This is a genomic window from Paenarthrobacter aurescens (assembly GCF_041549525.1).
Lineage (GTDB): Bacteria > Actinomycetota > Actinomycetes > Actinomycetales > Micrococcaceae > Arthrobacter > Arthrobacter aurescens.
This window is the reverse complement of the sequence record NZ_CP157456.1, coordinates 1,628,787-1,644,953: the sequence shown is the minus strand read 5'-3', so window position 1 is coordinate 1,644,953 and position 16,167 is coordinate 1,628,787. Positions and strand designations below refer to the sequence as shown.

Below are 16,167 nucleotides of genomic sequence, written 5' to 3'. Positions count from 1 at the left end.
GGGGACCAGAACAAGCCCGCACGGAATACCTCGACATCTTCACACAAATTCAAGCTCTCGCCCCTGGCGACTGGACGAAAATTACACCCGATAAACCCGGCATGGCGTGCCCCCTCCCGGACGGGACCGAGGGCACTCGGTTCAATTACGACAGTACGCAGGGCACGATCACAGAAGAGCAGGCTGCAGCAATACATAAGACGGTAAGGGAGATCTTTGAGAGCAAAGGGCTAAGAGTTGTTCAAACGCAGCCCTCGGGGTCTAACCGAGACCAGACGACCACAGGCTTTGGCGATGGCAAGTTCTCCATGCAGCTCGGAACCAGCAGCTTCGGCACCTCCCTCGGCGGCAACACCCGATGCGCACCAGATCCCGAGGGCAAATTCCGGTAGGAAGCAATGACCAGCAAAGCCCGCCGGTACGAAGTGAAGAATAGCCCGGCTTCAGCCTTCGCACTCCACGCAGTGGGCGTGGCCGTCTTTCTTTCGGGCTATCTGGGAGCGGTGGCGGACCAGAAAACACGAGAAGCAGGTGAACTCATCAGCCGCCGGCGGGATGACCTGAACAACCAGCGGCCTTGAGGTCTCATCGCAAGGACCGGCCCAATCTGCACCAGATTCTCCGTATGACACATCATTCACCGACGCCGAAGCTGTGACCGATGAAGCAGAAAAGGCCGCCGTCGGCATAGGCCTGAGTGCATTTGCCAGCTTCCGCGAATGGGAAGCAACGTTGAGACAATACAGCACCGTTCAGACCAATTCCCCGCTCAGCACCGACGATGCAGCCTTGCAGTCGTTCCCGGTGTCCCAGTTCGCTTACGCTCAACTCGTCGTGGCCTTCGGTTGCCTACAAAGCCTGCAGCAGATGAGGGTGGACGAGGATGAAGAAAACGTCCACGTCAGCTTGGGCCGTACGGACCCTACACGTTGATCCGCAACGCCCTCGATTCAGCGGCTTGCGCGCTTTGGTTGCTTGAACCTGCCAACTCAAGACTGAGAATCAAGCCCCGCATCATGGCTCAGATGAGTGAGATTCACTTGGCTTTTCAGTTCCGTCAGGAAATGAATATTCCAGCTCACCGATGGAACCGGAACTACAGGGCGCGAATGCAGGACGTGGCTGATAAAGACGACATTGGAATCTTCGACAACACCAAGAACAAGATGCCGTCGACAACATTAATGCTATGGCTGTCGCTTCTCACATGGAGTCCTTGGCTATCGGGCGCGAAGGTCTTGTTGATCATTTCGAGTTTTCCGGCCCACCCGACTATTGAGTGATTCGCATACCAGCTTCAACGTGTAGAGAGTCCGACATCGCACCCAGGCACAACCCACCTCACAAATCGCATCGTTCGCGCCTGCAAACTGTAGCTTGTGTCTGACGTATCTCCTTGGACGCAAGTGTTCCCCGCAGCCATGAACACGCCGCGGGGAACACTGCTGGCCGGATTAACCCAGCCGGGCTACTTCACCGACGTCAGGTAGTTGGCCAGGGTGGGAGTGATGCGGGTGCCGGAGTTGGAGCTTCCACCGTTGGTGTGGATGGCAACGATGGTGTTGGAGCTGTTGTAGACAGGGGCGCCACTCTGGCCCCCATAGGTGTCCATCTTGTAGAACACCTTTTCCGTCTGCGTGCTCTCGATGGGTCCGGTCATGGACCACATGGTGCCGAATGCCTTGTCTCCCGGATAGCCGCGCACTGTGGTGCTGATTCCATTGAGGCTCGCCGTGGTGCCGGTGTAGTTGAGCCAGCCGGTGGTGTTGCCGATGGTGCAGTCGAGCTTGATGACACCCCAATCCGCGTTGGTGTTGGCGGAGTCGATCCAGCGCTGGTCCGTGAGGAGTTCAGTGGCACCGCACGTTCCGTAGGGGTCCGTTGAACCGTTGCGGCCCGGAGCTACTTTGACGCCCCAGGAATAGTCAGCCGTTGAACCCGTGCCGCCCTCGTGAACACAGTGTCCGGCCGTGAGCACGGTGTCATCTGAGATCAAGGTTCCTGAGCAGATGTAGCCGCCGTTGAATTCGATCTGCACAATGGAGCGGTTGGGGGCTGCTGTGGTGTTGGTGATCCGCACGCGACCATCAGCGCCGATGACCGAATCCGTGGACGCGCCGCCGGTCTTGGAAGGCGCGGCAATGACATACCGGTCAGCCAAAGGGGATGCGGCCGAGCCTGACGTCTGCGACTTGTCCACTATGTGCGATACGGGCTGGACCTCGGCTGCGGCTGGTTGGGGCGTCGACTCTGACGCCACTGCAGCTCCGCCAAGTGAGGATGTCAAAGCCATGACTGCTGCCCCGACGAGCAAAGCAACGTTGTGCTTCTTCATGGGTACCTTTCAAAGGACGGCTCTTATGGAACCGTGCGAGGGATGTGATACACATGCTTCACATGCGCATGACAGAACTGTCATACACATGTGAATAGTCTGTCAAGATGCTGGGAGCTCAATCTCGATTAAAAGAAAATCCCCGGAACCAGATGGTTCCGGGGATGATCAATCGCGAGCAGTATCAGCGCTGGACAGCTCCGAAGCGCTCGGCTGCAACAGCAACAGCTGCGGCACGGGCTTCAGAAGCCTCATCCGCGGTCAGTGTGCGGTCGTCAGCACGGAAGCGGAGGCCGAAAGCCAGTGACTTCTTACCTTCGTCGATTCCGGGACCCGCGTAGACATCGAACAGCGCGACGTCTTCGAGGAGCTCGCCCGCACCTTCACGCAGCGCAGCCAGAACCTGGTCCGCCGGCACGTCCTGCGGGACAACCAAGGCAACGTCCTGCGTCGCAACGGGGAATCCGGAGATGTGCTTGGCCACGATCACGTCAGCAGCAGCTTCGAACAACGCCTCCACATTGACCTCAAGCGCCACGGAGCGGGCCGGCATGTCCTGCGCAGCCAACAACTTCGGGTGAAGCTCGCCGGCGTAGCCCACTACTTCACCGTTGCGCAGCGCCAGCTGAGCTGCACGGCCAGGGTGGAACGCCTGGTGGCTTCCCTGGCTGACAACCAATTCCACGCCCAGAACATCGGCGATCAGGCGTGCCACGTCAAGAGCGTCTGCCCAATCCCACGCCCGAGGCGTGTGCGTCGCAGCGGCCGGTGAATCATGTCCGGTCAGGACTGCGGCGATGTGCAGCGGCTGGTGAGGGACGCCGTCGTACAGTGCATCAAGAACCTCATCGGCGGGCTTGACGCCCAGCGGCGGGATGGAATCCGTGCCCAGCGTTTCGCCAGGGAGGAAGACCGAACCGGCCTCGTACACAGCCAAATCGCGGAAACCGCGTGAGTGATTGCGGCGTGCAACCTCGATCAATCCCGGCAGGATGGACGTACGGAGATAACCGTGTTCCTCGCTGATGGGATTGGCAAGCTTCAGTGCGGGACGGGCAGCACCTTCAGCGGCAACACCGAAAGTATCGTTGGCTGCCTTGGAGACGAACGGGTAGGACAACACCTCGGTAAGCCCCGCATCAGCCAACGCCTGGACAACCCGGCGCTTCTGCTGCTGGGTGCGGCTGAGGCCCCGGCCCGGGGGCGCCACCGGAAGTGTCGAGGGGATGTTGTCGTAGCCCACCAGCCGCGCGATTTCCTCGGAGAGGTCTTCCTTGGTCTCGAGGTCATTGCGCCAGCTCGGAGCCGTCACTGTGTAACCGGAGGTGGTCTTTTCCACCACGGCACCAAGGTCTTCCAGAGACGTGGTGATCTGCTCTTCGGTGAAGTCGATGCCGATACGCGCGGAGGCGAACTTTGCCGGCAACTCAATGGTCACAGCATCAGGAGCGGTTCCGACGTCGGTTCCCGCCTCGTCAGCGACCCCACCGGCCAGTTCCACGAGCAAGTCCACCACGCGCTGGGCAGCAATGTGGGCCACGTGCCAGTCAACGCCGCGCTCAAAGCGCTTGGACGCTTCGGACGGCAGCTTGTGGCGGCGACGGGAGCGTGCGATCGAAACCTCGTCAAAGTGCGCAGCTTCCACCAGAATGTTCGTGGTGGAATCGGACACTTCAGTGTGCGCACCACCCATGACACCGGCAATACCAATAGCACCGGAGTCATCAGTGATCAGCAGGTCCTCGACGTCGAGCGTGCGCTCTTTGTCATCCAGGGTGGTGATCTTCTCCCCCGCCACGGCACGACGCACCACGATGTCGCCGGAGAGCTTATCCAGGTCATAACAGTGGTTCGGCTGGCCGAGCTCCAGCATGACGTAGTTGGAGATATCAACCGGCAAGGAGATGGAGCGGATGCCGGCGAGGCGAAGGCGGGAGGACATCCACGGCGGGGTGGGACGGGAAGCATCCACGCCACGGACCGTGCGGGCCACGAAGCGGTCGCATCCGGGCTTGCCGTAGATAGGCGCGTCATCGTTGAGCTTGACGCCGTAGCCGCCCTGCAGGGAAGCCGGTGCGTTGACCTTGGACGTGGGGTCCGTGAACGACGTTCCGGTAGCGTGGGCGTACTCGCGGGCCACACCGCGGATGGAGAAGGCATAACCGCGGTCCGGGGTGACGTTGATTTCGGCTGCTTGGTCGTAAAGACCAAGCAGTTCCATCGCGTCTGAGCCGATTTCCGGGTCCAGTCCGATGCGCGAGAGCACCAGGATGCCGTCGTGGTCATCGCCGATACCCAGCTCACGGACGGAAGCGATCATGCCCGCGGACAGGTGACCGTAAGTCTTGCGCGCCGAGATCTGGAAGTTTCCGGGCAGAACAGCGCCCGGCAGGGTGACAACCACTTTGTCGCCCTCAACAAAGTTGTGGGCACCGCAAATGATGCCCTGCACGCCGGAAGGATCAATGCCCTCGCCGGTAAGCGTCTGCTCCTGGCCCTCAGGAACCACGCGGACCTGGCACCAGTTGATGGTCTTGCCATTGGTCTGCGGTTCCTTGACCAGGCTCAGAACCTGGCCCACCACAACGGGACCCGTCAGTTCGTCCGTGGGGCGGTGAACTTCTTCTTCTTCAAAACCAACCTTGACCAGATCAGCCATGACGTCTTCGGCCGTCGCATCGGCCGGAACCTGCGCGAATTCACGCAGCCAGGAAAGTGGGATACGCACTGTTAGATCTCCATCCCGAAGTGCTCGCTGAAACGTACGTCGCCTTCGATCATGTCGCGCATATCGCCGACCTCGTTGCGGAACATGAGCGTGCGCTCAATACCCATACCGAAGGCAAAACCTGAATAGATGTCCGGATCAATACCCGCTGCCCGCAGGACGTTGGGGTTGACCATGCCGCAGCCGCCCCACTCGATCCAGCGCGGACCGCCCTTGGCGCCCGGGTGCCAGATGTCCAGTTCAGCGGAAGGCTCCGTGAACGGGAAGTAGTTGGGGCGCAGGCGGATGGAAGCTTCGTCGCCGAACATCTGGCGGGCGAAGTGCTCCAACGTGCCGCGCAGGTCAGCCATGCTGAGGTCCTTGTCGATCGCAAGGCCTTCGAACTGGTGGAAGACGGGTGTGTGCGTAGCGTCCAGTTCATCCGTACGGAAAACCTTGCCGGGGCACAGTACATAGATGGGCACTTCACGTTCCAGCATGGAACGGACCTGCACCGGGGACGTGTGCGTGCGCATGAGCAGATGCGCTTCGGGGGGCTCCACGAAGAATGTGTCCTGCATTTCGCGGGCCGGGTGGTCCGGCTTGAAGTTCAGGGCATCAAAGTTGAACCACTCGGACTCCACCTCGGGGCCTTCGGCGATTTCCCAACCCATGCCCACAAAGATGTCAGAGACGCGGTCCTGCAGCGTGGACAGCGGGTGGCGTGCGCCTGCCCGGCGCCGGCGCGGTGCGGCCGTGACGTCCACGGTCTCTTCAACCAGGATGCGGGCGTCGTTCTCAGCCTCGAGAACTGCTGTGCGTGCTGCGAGCGCCTGGTTGACGCGGCCCCGGGAGGAACCCATGAGCTTACCGGCCGCGGCTTTGTGTTCCTTGGCGAGCCCACCGATTTCACGGTTGGCAAGGCTCAGGGGCGACTTCTCTCCGGTGTGGGCGAGGCGGACAGCCTTGAGTTCTTCAAGGGAGGATGCGGCAGCAATGGCTGCAATGGCGTCCTCGACGGCGGCGTTGATGGCGGCTTCATCCAGCGGATTCGGGATGGCAGCGCCTGGCAAAGTGTCAGTCATCTACTGTTCTTAGCTACGAGTTGGGAGCGGCCGGCGAGGCTGGCCTGCAAAACGAAAGGGTAGTGCTCGCCGCGGACGGCAGGCACTACCCTTCAGTCTAGTTGAACCTCACGGGGGCGATTTAACCCACCCGAACCCGTCCCGCTATGTGAAACGACGACGGCGGCTGAGGTTGCGGTGTGCGCTTAGGCGCCGGAAGCGGGCGGTGCCTGCGGCGGAGGAGGTACGCGGCCGCCGTCGTGCGTCTGACCCGGCTGCTGGGCGGGCGGCTGCTGGGCCGGCGGCTGCTGACTGGGCGGCTGTACCGGCGCAGACGGTGCTCCCGGCGTATAGCCTTGCCCTGCCCAATCCTGCTGTGGCTGATAGGGCGGCTGCTGGGGTTGGACAACCGGCTGGACTGCGTACCCCTGAGGATCATAGGGAGTTGCCCCAGCGAGCGCCGGCTCTTGACGTGCTGACCTCTTGCGCAACAGGACGAACAGGAGGACCAGTGCGGCGGCAATGACGAGAACTGCCACGAGGGTCCAGATAATCCACAGGGGAATTCCGGCGTTGGCCTCGGCCTTGGCTTGGACAACCGTGTCCTTGACGGAGAGCATGTCGAAAGTGGCTTTGTTACCGTCCACGGTGGCGCCGTTGGCTTCCACTACCTTGCCGGGGAAGGTGAACGTAACGGAGGCTTCGTCGAACATGGACTTCGCCATGGCAGATGATGAGGCGTCGCCGCTTTCACCGCCGGTCACTCCGCCCATGGAGATGACGTAGAAGTCCCCGTCCCTTTTCAGGTCGAAGGGGCTCTCGGAGCTGGAGGACTCGGCAAGTTTGGCTGGGTCCAGGTTGGCAGCGGTGATCCGCTTGCCTTTGTACTTCTCGTCCTCGTAATCCACCACTGTGGCACCGTCCGGGATGTCCATCCCTTGGCTTCCGGTACCGTTGGACTCCATGAATTCGTCGAAGGACTTCTCTCCCAGCACGGATTTTTGGATTGCGTAGACCACCTCGTAGTCCACGCTCTTTTCATTGTTGACTTTCACGGACATGTTGAGCTTGACGCAACCTGTCAAAGCCAGCATGAGTGCGAGCAGTACACCGACGACGCCCAAGGCGCGTTTCGCGTTCATTTTCCTTCTTCCCCCAATGTGAGTGCGGCACAGACGCGCGCCCAGTCAGCGTATCCCCGGCATCCATGCTGCGCCACAGTCAACGGGGCTAGCATGGCTTCATGACTCCCGTGCAACGCTTACGGCAGCTCGCAAATGTCCTCAACTTCTCCACACCTCTGGGGTTGTTGGTAGCGGTCGCATCCAGGTGCACCGTCTCCAACGGGCCGCGCGGGCTGCTGATCGCGGCCGGTTACCACTGGAAGTTTCCCCATGCCGGCGCTTTCACTTTGGGTAACGTCATCCTTTACCGGGCCCCGCATGGCGCCGCCGGACGTGACCCCGTTCTCCTGGGGCATGAAGAGCGGCACAGCAGCCAGTACGCATACTGCCTGGGGCTTCCCTTTCTGGCCCTCTACGGCATTGCCGCGGCGTGGTCCATGCTTCGAAGCGGGAACCCCGGGTTGAAGAATTTCTTTGAAAGGCAAGCCGGCCTCGCCGCAGGCGGCTACGTTGACACTGACCACCGCCGGCAGGACAGCCCTGCAGGCCCACGAATCGAGGCCTCAGCATGAACCGAACCATCACTGTTACCGGGACCGCGAGCGCGAAGGCCGTTCCGGACCTGGTGACGTTGACCCTTGGCGTGGAAACGCGCCGGGACACCGCAGCAAAAGCATATGACGACGCCGGAAAAGCGGCTAACGCTGTGGCGGCCAGTTTGCGGGAGTCCGGCATATCAGCCGTGGACCTCCGGACGAGCGGGTTGAACCTGCGCGCCGATCTGGTCTGGGTGGAGGGGCAAGGCCAGAAGGTGAACGCCTATGTGGCCTCCACCAATCTGCAGGTGGGAATCCGTTCCCAGGCGGACGCTCCTGTGGCTATTGCTGCCGCGGTGGCTGCCGGCGGAGATGACGTTCGGATCAATGGGCTCGAGCAGGGCTTCGCGGATGCTTCCTCCGTTCTTGCCCGGGCGCAGGAGGCTGCATGGCAGGATGCGGTGGCGCGGGCGGAACAATATGCGTCTCTGGCTTCGGCCAGCCTTGGAAAGGTGGTCTCCATTGCCCAGGAACCGTTGCACGGCGCGCCTGTCCCTTTGGGTGGAATGGTGAGGGCTTCCTTCGCCGCAGAAGCCATGCCCGTGGAAGCCGGGGAGTCCTCTGTTTCAGCGAGCATCAAGGTGGAGTGGGAGCTTCTTTAGCTGATTGCCCCAGCTGCGAATTTCACATCGGCCGTTGTGTCCAAGGCGGTCCTGGCGACGATGGCGATACCTTCTGCCATGGCTTCCAGGGGCATGGACGGTGTTTCGCTGCCTGCCCGAAGTTGCGACGGGAGGTATGGAAGGTGGACGAATCCACCGCGGACACCGGGCTTTGATGCCAGGGAGTGCATCAATGCGTAGAAAAGATGGTTGCAAACGTAAGTACCTGCGCTCTGCGAGACTTCACTCCTGATTCCTGCGATCTGTAGATTTCTGAGCGCGGTCTTGATCGGCAGGCTTGAAAAGTACGCCGCAGGTCCCCCGGCAATGACCTCAACGTCGATGGGTCGCTGGCCCTTGTTGTCCGGTATCCGTGCGTCATCGCAGTTGATGGCCACGCGTTCAAGGGAGATCCCCGCACGACCCCCGGCCAAGCCGGTACAAACAATAATCTCCGGCTTCAGGCCCATGATGGCGTCCATGAGAACCGTGGCTGATTCACCGAAGACGCAGGGCAGCTCCACAGCTTCAACGGCAATGCCTTCGGAGGCCAGCAACTCCGCTGCCCGCTGCACTGCCAGCCATGATGGATTTACGGTGTCCTCGCCAAAAGGTTCAAAGCCAGTCAGCAGAATCATGGACCAACCATAGCAACGCCCGGCCACTGCTCCGCCCCCACTGCGGGCGGCCTTGACATTCGTTCGAACATACCTTCGAATGGAGTTCATGAGATGGGACGCACAAGCACTTTCACCTACCCGTGGACCGGCGTCAGTTACAAGCGGAATCGAGGCTCCAGGCCCTGCCCCGGCAATGGAGCCTCTGCTGCCGCTTGCCGGACTTGTGCGTTCCATCTCCACACCCGAATTCTCCGGAGTCACCTTCCATGAGGTCACCGCAAAGTCAGTGCTCAACAAGGTGCCTTCCGGGTCCAACATGCCCTTTGAGTGGACGTTCAATCCGTATCGCGGATGCAGCCATGCATGCGTCTACTGCTTTGCCCGCAAGAGTCACACTTACTTGGAGTTCGACGCCGGGCGGGACTTCGATTCGCAGGTGGTGGTTAAGATCAACGCCGCGGAGGTGCTCCGCAAGGAACTGGCCAAACCCTCTTGGGAAAGGCCTCAAGTTGCCCTCGGCACCAATACCGATCCCTACCAGCGCGCGGAGGGCCGCTACGCACTCATGCCCGGAATTATCCGCGCCCTGGCCGATTCCGGCACGCCGTTCTCCATCCTGACCAAAGGCACGTTGTTGGCCCGGGACATCCCCTTGCTCAAGCACGCAGCTACCCAGGTACCGGTGGACCTCGGCATTTCATTGGCCATGACCAACCAGGACCTCGCAGAGCTCATTGAACCCGGCACGCCCTCACCCAGGGCCCGGCTCAAACTCATAGCCAGGCTCCGTGACGCCGGACTGGGATGCGGAGTGATGGCCATGCCCATTCTCCCGTGGCTCACAGACTCCGATGAGGCCCTTGATGATCTCTTCGCCGAGCTGACCAAGGCTGGCGCCACAGGAGTCACCGCCGGCGCCCTGTACCTGAAACCGGGAACCCGGGAGTGGTTCATGGACTGGCTGGCCGCTCAGCACCCCGAACTGGTGGGCAAATACAGGCGGCTCTATGGCAAAGGAGCTTACGCCTCCAAGGAATACCGCACCTGGCTCACCGGGAGAGTCACGTTCTTCAAAGCCAAGTACGGCTTCACAGGGACGTCCGGTTTCAGCCACCGCAATGCCCGGGCCGCCACCGGGTCCGCAGTTGCCCCCGCAGCCGCAGCTCCCCTGCCCGGACAACAGCCGCTTTTCTAAAAGTCCGCTCTAAGCTGCGGGCCCGGTTTCACGCGGGAGCAGCTACCCGGTCCAGCAAGGCCCGGACAATGGGGAGGTCTGCCGGTATCCACGGAAGGCCAAGAACCTGATGGTCATCGGTCAACGGCACCCAACGCAATTCATCGTGGTCTTCCAAGGGCTGCGGCTCCCCCACGGTTACTTCGGCGAACCACACGCGCATTGCCGCGCGCTCATTCAGCGTCCACCCAACGGGGTTGCCGGACTCCAGCTCCGCCCCCAGCTGCACTTGAACTCCCAGTTCTTCGGCAAGTTCCCGGTGCAATGCTGCTTCGGCAGTTTCTGCTGCTTCAACCTTGCCACCGGGAAATTCCCACATCCCGGCAAACTGGGGAGGCGCTGTGCGGCGTGCGGCCAGCAGGCGGGTGGGGGCTTCCAGGGAGTCGACGACGGCGGCGCCCACTACGTTGATCAATGAAGTCACCGCAACAGTCTATGGCGGCCCGGGCAATGGGACTTCTCACATACCGGTTCTTAGTTCTCTCCACGGGACTAAACTTATTATCGGATTTTCTCCGCATTTCCCGGCCACTAAGGCACCTCCAAGAAGCAGGCTTATGACTATCACCGCGTCCCCGTCCGCTGCCGCCAAAACGGCAAAGAACCACCTTGGCCTGGCCATCCTGGCGTTGGCCATGGGTGGATTCGCAATCGGCACCACCGAGTTCGCCATGATGGGACTGCTCAAGGAGATCGAGGAGGGCCTGGGCATCAGCACCCCCGAGGCCGGGAATCTCATCTCCGCTTACGCACTGGGCGTCGTCATCGGTGCCCCGCTCTTCGCCGCTTTCGGAGCAAAACTTCCAAGAAAACACCTTGCCTTGGGACTCATGCTGTTCCTGTCCTTGGCGAACCTGACGTCCTTCATCGCCCCCGACTACGGCTTCATGCTGCTCTCCCGCTTTGCGTCAGGACTGCCCCACGGAGCCTTCTTCGGAGTGGCGGCCGTCATCGCTGCCGGACTTGTGGCCCCCACCAAAAGGGGCTGGGCAATTTCCATGGTGATGGCAGGGCTCACGGTGTCCAACGTCATCGGCGTTCCGGCAGCAACGTGGGCGGGCCAGACCTTCGGCTGGCGCCTCCTCTTCGTCATAGTGGGTGCCATCGGGCTCCTGACCGTTGCCCTGGTGTGGAAATTCGTTCCCTTCGAGCCAGCCCACCCGGAGGCGAGCATCCGGCGCGAACTGGGTGCCCTCAAACGGCTCCAGGTGTGGCTTGCCCTGCTGATCGGCATCATTGGATTCGGCGGATTCTTCGCCGTGTACACCTACATCGCCCACACCATGACCTCCGTGGCCGGCATACCTGAAAACCTCATTCCCGCCGTTGTGGCCCTTTACGGGCTGGGCATGGTGGCGGGCAACATCTTGGGTGGACGCCTTGCTGACAGATCAGTGATGGGAACCATCTATTGGGTCATGCCCGGAATTGCTGTTGCCTTGGTGGTGTACGCCATTGCAGCACACTGGGCATGGGCCGCTTTCATCATGGCCTTTGTAGTGGGCGGGGTTGGCTCCATGCTCACTCCCGCACTGCAAACGCGGCTCTTGGACGCGGCACCGGGAGCGGCTTCGCTGGCATCCTCGCTGAATCACTCAGCCCTCAACATTGCCAATGCGCTTGGCGCCTTCCTGGGTGGCACCGTAATTGCGTGGGGTTGGGGCTATGTTGCTCCCGCCCTGGTGGGTGCGGTGCTTGCCATCCTGGGCCTCGGAGTAGCTTTGCTGAGCGGCCTGCTGGAACGAAAAAAGCCGTTGGCCTGATCACTTCCGAACCTCGCTGATCACTTCCGAACCTCGCTGTCGCTGAAGGCCTCCGGTGACGGGGTCAAGGCCGATCAAACAAGAAACGGGCTCCGCCGAAGCGGAGCCCGTTTCTTGTTTGATCGGTACAGCCGTGCGGATCCGTTGCCCGGCATCGCCGATCCTGCTTAGGCTTTTCCTGCTTTGACGCCCTGCTGGGATCGCGCACTTGCATAAAGGCACACTGTGGCCGCGGTGCCCAGGTTCAGGCTCTCAGCCGCCCCGTAGACGGGAACGGCCACCCGATGATCAGCCAGTGCAAGCTCAGCGTCAGAGAGGCCCTGGGCCTCGTTGCCGAACAGCCAGGCGGTAGGAGACTCAAGGGCATAGTCCGAGACCACTGACTCATTCCCCAGCCTTCGGGCTGCGTTCTCATCCTGCAGGGTATCCAGGTTCACGGTCCCATAGCCGTCCGCTGCCAGGACACCAATACCGCGGTCCCGGCATTGGGCCACCAGTTCCTCAACATCGGCACCGAGGACAACGGGAAGGTGGAACAAAGAGCCCGCTGTGGAACGCACAGCTTTGGGGTTGTAAATGTCCACACTTGAGCCGGTAAGGACAACAGCATCGGCGCCGGCAGCATCTGCCGCGCGAAGGACTGTACCGGCGTTGCCGGGGTCCCTAACCTGGCACATCACCGCGATCAGGCGGGGACCGGCGTCGAGCACCGAATCCAAGCTGACGTCAACAAAACTGCACACGGCCACGATCCCCTGGGGATTCACCGTGTCCGCCATAGCGGCAAGAACCTCGTCAGTGGCTAACCGGAGCAAGGTCCCTTCAGCGAGGTCTGCGAGCTCGGGGAGGCGCTCAAGGCACGTTTCGCTGGCAAAAACTTCGTGCACGACGGCGGAACCTCCGGCCGTTGTGCGCTCACGGTGCAAGGTCAACGCCTCACGCACCGCTTGCGGACCCTCTGCGAGAAAGCGCCCGCGCTTTAAACGGGCCGGGCGCCCGGCAAGCTTGGCGACGTCCCTCACCCGATCAGCTCGGGGGTTGGTCATCGGAAAGTCTTGCGGGCGCCCGGTTTCGTTCATATAAAGAACTTTAGTGGCAGTTGCGACTAGTTCTTGATCTGCTGGCGGGCTTCGCCACCTGCAGGCTCGAAGCCGGCAGCCTTTGCAGCCTCAACGGTGGAGAACCAGTACTCAGCAGCAGTGGTGTTGTACCAGGTGGAACCCGGAACGTGGTACTTCTTGGACTCGGCGTTGCCCTTGATGGCGTAGCCTTCCGGAGCTTCGTCGCCATCGGCAGCAACTGCGCCGTCGATAGCCGGCTTCTCGGAAACTGCAGCCTTGACAGCCGTTGCGGTGGCAGCAGCCGGAGCAACCTTGGCAGCCTTGGCAGCCTTGGGAGCAGCAGCAGCCGGAGCGGAGGTGTCAGCCGGAAGTGCTGCCTTGGCAATGTTCACCAGAGCGGCGAAAGCGTTGGCGTCGGAGACGGCCAGCTCGGCCAGCATGCGGCGGTCAACCTCAACCTCAGCGGCCTTCAGGCCCTGGATCAGACGGTTGTAGGTGAGGCCGTTGGCGCGGGATGCAGCGTTGATGCGCTGGATCCAGAGGCGACGGAAGTCACCCTTCTTCTTGCGGCGGTCACCGTAGCTGTACACAAACGAGTGCAGCAGCTGCTCTTTGGCCTTGCGGTACAGGCGCGAACGCTGTCCGCGGTAACCCTTTGCGCGTTCAAGGACAACCCGGCGCTTCTTGTGGGCGTTTACCGCCCGCTTCACACGTGCCACGTGCGTACTCCTTCAGAAATCTTTATCCCAAGCTGCTACTGCCGGAAACCCGGCCGGCCTGAGAAGGCTTTTGGTGTAGTCGGTCCCTGCCGGATGGCAGAAACCAAAGAACTTGGAACTTAGACGCCGAGCATCTTCTTGATGACCTTGGCATCGCCCTTGAAGACGAGCTTGTCGCCGGCGAGGCGACGGGTCAGCCTGGAGGACTTGTGCTCCAGGTAGTGACGACGGTTGGCCTGCTGACGCTTCAGCTTGCCGGTGCCGGTCAGCTTGAAGCGCTTCTTAGCACCGCTGTGGGTCTTCATCTTCGGCATGGGAACCGATCTCCTTACGTATCCACGGACGAGTCCGCGATTCTTTCGCGCAGCCGGCCTACAAGGGCCGGCGTGCTGGTTGCTTGCCGATGGAAGCGGGGCTTCCACGGCGTTGAACTAGTTGGTCTTGCGTGATGCAGGCTTCGGTGCAGCCTTGGGGGCCGCAGGCCGAGCTGCCGGCTTGGGAGCTGCCGGCTTGGCGACGGGCTTCGGAGCCGAAGGAACTGCAGGCTTCGGGGCCGCTGCCGGTACTACAGGCTTTGGAGCTGCTGCTGCAGGCGCTGCCTTTGCCGGAGCCGGTGCAGCCTTCGCTGCAGGCGCTGCCTTGGCCGGAGCCGGCGCAGCCTTGACTGCAGGAGCCTCAGCCACAGGTGCTTTCTCAACAACCGGAGCTTCTTCAGCTACGGGAGCTTCCTCAGCCTCCGGCGCCTTTTCCTCAACCGGAGTTTCCTCGGCAACGGGAGCTTCTTCAGCCACCGGCGCCTGAGCCTCGGTGGCCTCGGCAGATGTCTTCGTGGTCTCCTCTTCGGTGACCTTGAAACCCTCAGGCAGAAGGTCGGCGAGGCTCTGAGTCAACGGAGCCTGCTCCCCCGTGGTGTCAACGCGTCCGGATGCCTTGGCCTCGTTCTGTGCCTTGGCTTCAGCACGCTGCGTAGCGCGGCGGGCCTCGGCCTTGGCTTCAGCCTTGTTCTTCAGCGGGCCGATCACCATGACCATGTTGCGGCCATCGATGCGCGGGCTGGACTCGATGATGCCAACCTCGGCAACGTCTTCAGCGAAACGCTGCAGCAAGCGGATGCCCATCTCGGGACGCTGCTGCTCACGGCCACGGAACTGGATCATGGCCTTGACTTTGTCGCCGGCACCCAGGAACCGAAGTGCGTGTCCGCGCTTGGTTTCGTAGTCGTGCTTGTCGATCTTAATGCGGAAGCGGATTTCCTTAAGAACCGTGTTGGTCTGGTTCTTGCGGGCCTCGCGGGCCTTCACTGCGGCTTCGTACTTGTACTTACCGAAGTCCATCAACTTGCAAACAGGAGGCTTAGCCTGCGGGGCAACTTCAACGAGATCGAGATCGGACTCGGCAGCAAGACGCAGGGCGTCCTCGATGCGGACAATTCCTACCTGTTCGCCGGCAGGACCGACCAACCGCACCTCGGGGACGCGGATACGCTCATTGATTCTTGGCTCGCTAATGTTAAAGCTCCTGTGGTTGTGGTGATGTCACCGGCAAATAGAGAAGGCCTCCAATTGCTGGTGCAATCGAAGGCCTCGAAGATCGGCTGTACTTCCATCAAGGAAGCACGCACTTCCGGAAGCCATGCTTCCACAAGTGTCCGACCAGGTACCCGGCAACCTCTTGTCCCAAAAGGGATCCTGCCCCCTGAGGGAACGGCTGACGCGGGTGGGAGAGAACTCCGCTTGCAAACTGAAAGACAATTCTACAGAAACATCCCGCCAAGCGCACATTGCGGAAGGCGGGAACGTTGACTGCGGATATTAACCCTGAATAACGACTTCCAGTCGGTCTGTGACAAGCTTACCAGTATGAGCACTGAAGACAGCAATTCCCGCAACTCCTACAGCGAAAACGCCGCCCCTGCCGCCGATGCCGGGGTGTCCCAGCAGATCCGCGACATCGCCGAAGTACCGGCTGTGGAAGTCATTACCACCGGCGCCGTTCACCTCATGAGTGCGGCAGCCGTCAAAGTCGGCCTTGCCGATGACCCCAATGCCGAGGACCTCAAGGATCTTGACGAAGCCCGCAAGCTGATTACAGCCCTTGCCGGCCTGGTGTCCGCCGCCGCCCCAGAGATCGGCTCGCAGCACGCCGGCCCCTTGCGCGACGGCCTGCGCTCCCTGCAGCTGGCATTCCGCGAGGCATCACTCATCCCCGACGCCCCGGGCAAGGGCCCGGGAGAGAAGTTCACCGGACCTGTGAACTAAGCGGTAACTGAGGCAAGAATCGACGACGGCGGGCTGACCACATATGGTCAGCCCGCCGTCGTCGTCTGTTCAGGATTCTTTAAA

Annotated in this window: 17 protein-coding genes and 1 pseudogene; 7 read left to right on the top strand and 11 right to left on the bottom strand. The window is 61.4% G+C overall.

Annotation, left to right across the window (positions count from 1 at the left end; genetic code table 11):
- Positions 1-443: 443 nt before the first annotated feature.
- A pseudogene (locus ABI796_RS07675) lies at positions 444-671 on the bottom strand (DUF4193 family protein); the annotation flags it as partial.
- Between ABI796_RS07675 and ABI796_RS07670 the strand changes: the two are divergent.
- A complete protein-coding gene (locus tag ABI796_RS07670) occupies positions 655-933 on the top strand; it encodes a hypothetical protein (RefSeq protein ID WP_141283886.1) in 279 nt (92 codons plus the stop codon). The pseudogene ABI796_RS07675 and the gene ABI796_RS07670 sit on opposite strands and share 17 nt — an antisense overlap.
- Positions 930-1,283, top strand: coding sequence for a hypothetical protein (locus ABI796_RS07665; RefSeq protein WP_141283887.1), 354 nt, complete (start codon positions 930-932; stop codon positions 1,281-1,283). Before ABI796_RS07670 ends, ABI796_RS07665 begins: the two co-directional genes overlap by 4 nt.
- A 185-nt stretch (positions 1,284-1,468) precedes the next feature.
- On the opposite strand, the gene ABI796_RS07660 is transcribed toward ABI796_RS07665, so the two are convergent.
- From ABI796_RS07660 to ABI796_RS07645, 4 genes are all read right to left on the bottom strand, one after another.
- Positions 1,469-2,335, bottom strand: a complete 867-nt coding sequence (locus ABI796_RS07660) for a serine protease (protein ID WP_141283888.1) — start codon at positions 2,333-2,335, stop codon at positions 1,469-1,471.
- Positions 2,336-2,519: 184 nt separating this feature from the next.
- The gene (pheT, locus tag ABI796_RS07655; RefSeq protein ID WP_141283889.1) at positions 2,520-5,063 is read right to left on the bottom strand and encodes a phenylalanine--tRNA ligase subunit beta; all 2,544 of its coding nucleotides are present in this window, start codon (positions 5,061-5,063) and stop codon (positions 2,520-2,522) included.
- A gap of 2 nt (positions 5,064-5,065) precedes the next feature.
- Positions 5,066-6,127 (bottom strand): phenylalanine--tRNA ligase subunit alpha, encoded by a 1,062-nt coding sequence (gene pheS / locus ABI796_RS07650; protein WP_141283890.1) that lies wholly within the window; start codon positions 6,125-6,127, stop codon positions 5,066-5,068.
- A 185-nt stretch (positions 6,128-6,312) separates the two neighbouring features.
- On the bottom strand, positions 6,313-7,248 hold the full coding sequence (locus ABI796_RS07645) for an LppM family (lipo)protein (RefSeq protein ID WP_141283891.1): 936 nt from the start codon (positions 7,246-7,248) through the stop codon (positions 6,313-6,315).
- A 101-nt stretch (positions 7,249-7,349) separates the two neighbouring features.
- Between ABI796_RS07645 and ABI796_RS07640 the strand changes: the two genes are divergently transcribed.
- Both ABI796_RS07640 and ABI796_RS07635 read left to right on the top strand, forming a co-directional pair.
- Positions 7,350-7,802 carry a hypothetical protein gene (locus ABI796_RS07640; protein ID WP_141283892.1) on the top strand — a complete coding sequence of 151 codons (453 nt, stop codon included), beginning with the start codon at positions 7,350-7,352 and terminating at the stop codon, positions 7,800-7,802.
- Positions 7,799-8,428: an SIMPL domain-containing protein gene (locus tag ABI796_RS07635; RefSeq protein ID WP_141283893.1), complete on the top strand. Its 630-nt coding sequence runs from the start codon at positions 7,799-7,801 to the stop codon at positions 8,426-8,428. Before ABI796_RS07640 ends, ABI796_RS07635 begins: the two co-directional genes overlap by 4 nt.
- Here the strand turns inward: ABI796_RS07635 and pcp are convergent.
- Positions 8,425-9,066, bottom strand: a complete 642-nt coding sequence (gene pcp / locus ABI796_RS07630; protein WP_141283894.1) for a pyroglutamyl-peptidase I — start codon at positions 9,064-9,066, stop codon at positions 8,425-8,427. The two genes, ABI796_RS07635 and pcp, sit on opposite strands and share 4 nt — an antisense overlap.
- A gap of 88 nt (positions 9,067-9,154) precedes the next feature.
- On the opposite strand from pcp, the gene ABI796_RS07625 reads away from it, so the two are divergent.
- Entirely contained in the window at positions 9,155-10,243 is a 1,089-nt protein-coding gene (locus tag ABI796_RS07625) for an Rv2578c family radical SAM protein (RefSeq protein ID WP_141283895.1), read from the top strand.
- A 28-nt stretch (positions 10,244-10,271) separates the two neighbouring features.
- Here the strand turns inward: ABI796_RS07625 and ABI796_RS07620 are convergent, their stop codons facing one another.
- Complete coding sequence (locus ABI796_RS07620; RefSeq protein WP_141283896.1) at positions 10,272-10,706, bottom strand: NUDIX domain-containing protein; 435 nt, start codon at positions 10,704-10,706, stop codon at positions 10,272-10,274.
- 133 nt (positions 10,707-10,839) lie between these two features.
- On the opposite strand from ABI796_RS07620, the gene ABI796_RS07615 reads away from it, so the two are divergent.
- A complete protein-coding gene (locus ABI796_RS07615) occupies positions 10,840-12,045 on the top strand; it encodes an MFS transporter (protein WP_141283897.1) in 1,206 nt (401 codons plus the stop codon).
- Positions 12,046-12,212: 167 nt separating this feature from the next.
- Here the strand turns inward: ABI796_RS07615 and ABI796_RS07610 are convergent, their stop codons facing one another.
- The 4 genes from ABI796_RS07610 to infC form a co-directional block, all read right to left on the bottom strand.
- Complete coding sequence (locus tag ABI796_RS07610) at positions 12,213-13,124, bottom strand: RNA methyltransferase (protein ID WP_141283898.1); 912 nt, start codon at positions 13,122-13,124, stop codon at positions 12,213-12,215.
- 26 nt (positions 13,125-13,150) lie between these two features.
- Positions 13,151-13,825, bottom strand: a complete 675-nt coding sequence (rplT, locus tag ABI796_RS07605; RefSeq protein ID WP_141283899.1) for a 50S ribosomal protein L20 — start codon at positions 13,823-13,825, stop codon at positions 13,151-13,153.
- Between the two features lie 119 nt (positions 13,826-13,944).
- A complete protein-coding gene (gene rpmI, locus ABI796_RS07600) occupies positions 13,945-14,139 on the bottom strand; it encodes a 50S ribosomal protein L35 (protein WP_011774324.1) in 195 nt (64 codons plus the stop codon).
- 117 nt (positions 14,140-14,256) lie between these two features.
- Complete coding sequence (gene infC / locus ABI796_RS07595) at positions 14,257-15,291, bottom strand: translation initiation factor IF-3 (protein ID WP_246095809.1); 1,035 nt, start codon at positions 15,289-15,291, stop codon at positions 14,257-14,259.
- A gap of 393 nt (positions 15,292-15,684) precedes the next feature.
- On the opposite strand from infC, the gene ABI796_RS07590 reads away from it, so the two are divergent.
- Entirely contained in the window at positions 15,685-16,083 is a 399-nt protein-coding gene (locus tag ABI796_RS07590) for a DUF1844 domain-containing protein (RefSeq protein ID WP_105692384.1), read from the top strand.
- The last annotated feature ends 84 nt before the right edge of the window (positions 16,084-16,167 follow it).

Bases quoted from the DNA above. Each gene is read 5' to 3' on its own strand.
- ABI796_RS07610 (WP_141283898.1), bottom strand. From the start codon at position 13,124: ATGAACGAAACCGGGCGCCCGCAAGACTTTCCGATGACCAACCCCCGA.
- ABI796_RS07590 (WP_105692384.1), top strand. From the start codon at position 15,685: ATGAGCACTGAAGACAGCAATTCCCGCAACTCCTACAGCGAAAACGCC.
- ABI796_RS07645 (WP_141283891.1), bottom strand. From the start codon at position 7,248: ATGAACGCGAAACGCGCCTTGGGCGTCGTCGGTGTACTGCTCGCACTC.
- ABI796_RS07625 (WP_141283895.1), top strand. From the start codon at position 9,155: ATGAGATGGGACGCACAAGCACTTTCACCTACCCGTGGACCGGCGTCA.
- pheS (WP_141283890.1), bottom strand. From the start codon at position 6,127: ATGACTGACACTTTGCCAGGCGCTGCCATCCCGAATCCGCTGGATGAA.
- ABI796_RS07660 (WP_141283888.1), bottom strand. From the start codon at position 2,335: ATGAAGAAGCACAACGTTGCTTTGCTCGTCGGGGCAGCAGTCATGGCT.
- pcp (WP_141283894.1), bottom strand. From the start codon at position 9,066: ATGATTCTGCTGACTGGCTTTGAACCTTTTGGCGAGGACACCGTAAAT.
- ABI796_RS07615 (WP_141283897.1), top strand. From the start codon at position 10,840: ATGACTATCACCGCGTCCCCGTCCGCTGCCGCCAAAACGGCAAAGAAC.
- rpmI (WP_011774324.1), bottom strand. From the start codon at position 14,139: ATGCCGAAGATGAAGACCCACAGCGGTGCTAAGAAGCGCTTCAAGCTG.
- ABI796_RS07635 (WP_141283893.1), top strand. From the start codon at position 7,799: ATGAACCGAACCATCACTGTTACCGGGACCGCGAGCGCGAAGGCCGTT.
- ABI796_RS07640 (WP_141283892.1), top strand. From the start codon at position 7,350: ATGACTCCCGTGCAACGCTTACGGCAGCTCGCAAATGTCCTCAACTTC.